Source organism: Burkholderia sp. GW821-FHT14F03 (genome assembly GCF_058803765.1).
Genome location: NZ_JBXAPG010000116.1, coordinates 1 through 2,816, shown reverse-complemented (window position 1 = coordinate 2,816; position 2,816 = coordinate 1). Strand labels below are relative to the sequence as shown.

1 protein-coding gene is annotated in these 2,816 nt (G+C 66.9%); it reads right to left on the bottom strand.

Features of this window, described 5'->3' with window-relative positions:
* Nucleotides 1–2,816 (bottom strand): AMP-binding protein (locus AC1RQF_RS33230; RefSeq protein ID WP_492874368.1); only part of this gene is annotated, 2,816 nt, incomplete at both ends.

Below are 2,816 nucleotides of genomic sequence, written 5' to 3'. Positions count from 1 at the left end.
TCCGGCACGAACCGTTCCGCCGTCAGCCCCGCCTTCCCCAGATATCCTCGCGCCACGCCCCGGCCGCCCAGGTACAGTTCGCCCACCACCCCCTTCGACACAGGCTCCAGCCGCTCGTCCAGCACATGTGCCACCGTGCCCGGCAGCGGCCGGCCGATCGGAATCGTTCCTTCATCCACCGACGACGCCTCGACTTCGGTACTCGTCGCGACGACCGTCGCCTCGGTTGGCCCATACTGGTTGAAAAGCCTGAAAGGCATTCCCGCTCGCGGCCGCTGACGCAATGCCTCCCCTCCCGTCAACAGGTAGCGCAACGACGCGGTCGCATCCCACGGTTCGGACAACAGTTGTTCGCACAGGACCGTCGGCGCAAAGCAAAGGGTGATGCGGTGGTCCGTCAGCCAGCTTCGCCAGGCAGGCACGTCGAGCCGCAACGCGTCGTCGACCGGATAGACCGTACCGCCCGCGCACAGCGTGGGCCAAAGCTCCCAAACCGCCGCATCGAAGCCAAGACCCGCAACATGCGACGATCGGGTGGCAGCGCCAAGCGCAAAGCGATCGATATGCCACTCGACCAGCTCGCTCAGCCCCTCCTGGGTGATCTGCACCCCCTTCGGCGCACCGCTGGAACCGGACGTGAAAATGACATAAGCGAGCGACGCGTCATCGAGGTCAGGCTGAGCAAGCCGCGGCAAACGCGGCGCACGCACGCTCTCGACCGGAACTACCGTCGTTCCTTGCCAGAAGTCGAGCCACGGCTCGTCCGTGACGATGCACGCACAGCATGCGTCGTCTGCCATCGCCTTCAGGCGCGCGGGCGGCAATTCGGGATCCAGCGTCAAATAGGCCGCCCCGGCATACCAGACGCCGAGCGAGGCCGCGAACAGGTCGCCGCCGCGCGGCAGCATCACACCTACGACGGATTCGGGCCGGACGCCCTGCGCGCGCAATCGGACGGCGAGCTGCGCCGCGCCGTCGACGAGATCCGCGTAGCTCCAGGTCCGACGATGGTCGATCACGGCGGGCGCTCCGCCGTTGCGATCCGCCTGCGCGACGACCTGTGCGAGCACGCTGCGGGGGAGAGACTGCCGGCTGCGCACGGCGCGCGCGGCTTCGACGCACGCCGCGCGCGCGGCGCTGTCGAGCTGTCCGACGCGCGGACGCTGTCGCGGCGCATCCGCGATCTGATCGATCGCCTGTCGATACAACGCAAGCGCCATTTCCAGGCGAGGCAGACTCCATCCCGGAATCGCGCAGCTCAGCGTCAGCCTCAGGCCGCCATCGATCGGATCGGTGGAAAATCCCGCAACGAGCCCGAAGTTGGTCTGTTCGAACACGTCGACCGCCCGCGGCATCAACGCACTCCGGGCGCGCACCGCGTCGTAGACGTGGAAATGGGTGAAGTTGAAAATCGTGTCGAACGGCATCGGCTGCCCGCCTTGCGCCCATGCCTGAAGCACCGGATAGCGGCGATAGGCCATCGCGTCGCGCTCCTGCGCGAACAGCGCCTCGGCCGTCTCGATCCAGTCCCCGGTCACGGTCGACGCCTCGTAGGGCAGCACGTTCAGGAACAGACCCAGCGCCCGCTCGGCCCGCTCGACTTCCGGACGACCATGATGAACCGCAGCCGTCGAAACGCTTCGCTGTCCGGTGATCGCCTTCAGCACTTCGCCATGCGCGGCCAGCAGCATGACGCGCAGCGGCAATCCGGCGCTCGAAGCGCGCTTGCGTAACCGATCGACGAGCAACGGCTCGAAATGAATCGTCGCCCGCTGCAGCGCCCCGTTCGCGACCTGGCGCGCGGACAGCCTGGCCGTCGGCATCGCATCCATGCGCGCTTTCCACCATTCGGCCGCCGCGTCGGAGCGAAGCATCGCGCGCTCGAGCAACACATAGCGATGCATCACGCCGACACCGTTTGCCGCCGTCGCCGGCGATGGCGTCCTGTCATGGTAGGCGGTGATCAGTTCCGACAAGAAGCTGGCCACGCTCCAGCCGTCCAGGATGGCGTGATGGAAGCACAGCACCAGTGCGAACGCATCGCCTTCGCGCACCTGCACGCGCATGCGCCACAAAGGCGCTGCTTCCACGTCGAACGGAATCCGCTTGTCGTCTTCGATCAGCGCATTCAGCCACGCGGCATCGTCGGCGGCATCGGTCGCGTCCTCGACGACGAGCGGCAGCGGGGCCGTACGCAGCACCCATTGCAAGGGTTCGGGGTGTGCGTGCAAGCGGAACACGGTTCGCAATGCCGGATGCGAAAGCACGCATGTCTCCAGAGCGCGCTCGAAGTCGACGCGATTGAACACGCCGGGAAAACAGAGTGCAAATACGTCGCGATAAGCTGCGGCCTCACGCTCGCGCTCCGCGTGAAACACCATGCCTTGCTGCAGCTTCGTGAGCGGATAAACCGCCTCCACATCCGCGGGCCCATCCTGGAGAGCGGCCTCGGGAAGGTCGGCTTCATCCGGTTCATTATCGACCGGCGTCTCCAGATGATGCGCGAGCCGGCGTACGCTGGGGTGCCGGTAAAGTTGTTCGACGCTGAAGGCGCAACCGTGAGCGCGCGCCGCGCGCTGCACGCCGAGCACGCGGATCGAATCACCGCCAAGGTCGAAAAAATTGTCGTCGAGGCCAACCTCGGAATGCCCGAGCAGTTTCGCCCAGACCGCGCATAGCAGTTCCTGCGTCGCGGTCAGTGGCGCCCCGTCGGCGCTGCGCTCCCCGTCGCCCGCACCAGAAGGCGCGGGCAGCGCGCGCCGGTCGAGCTTGCCGTGCGCGGTCAGCGGCATCGCCTCCAGCCGGACCCACTGCTG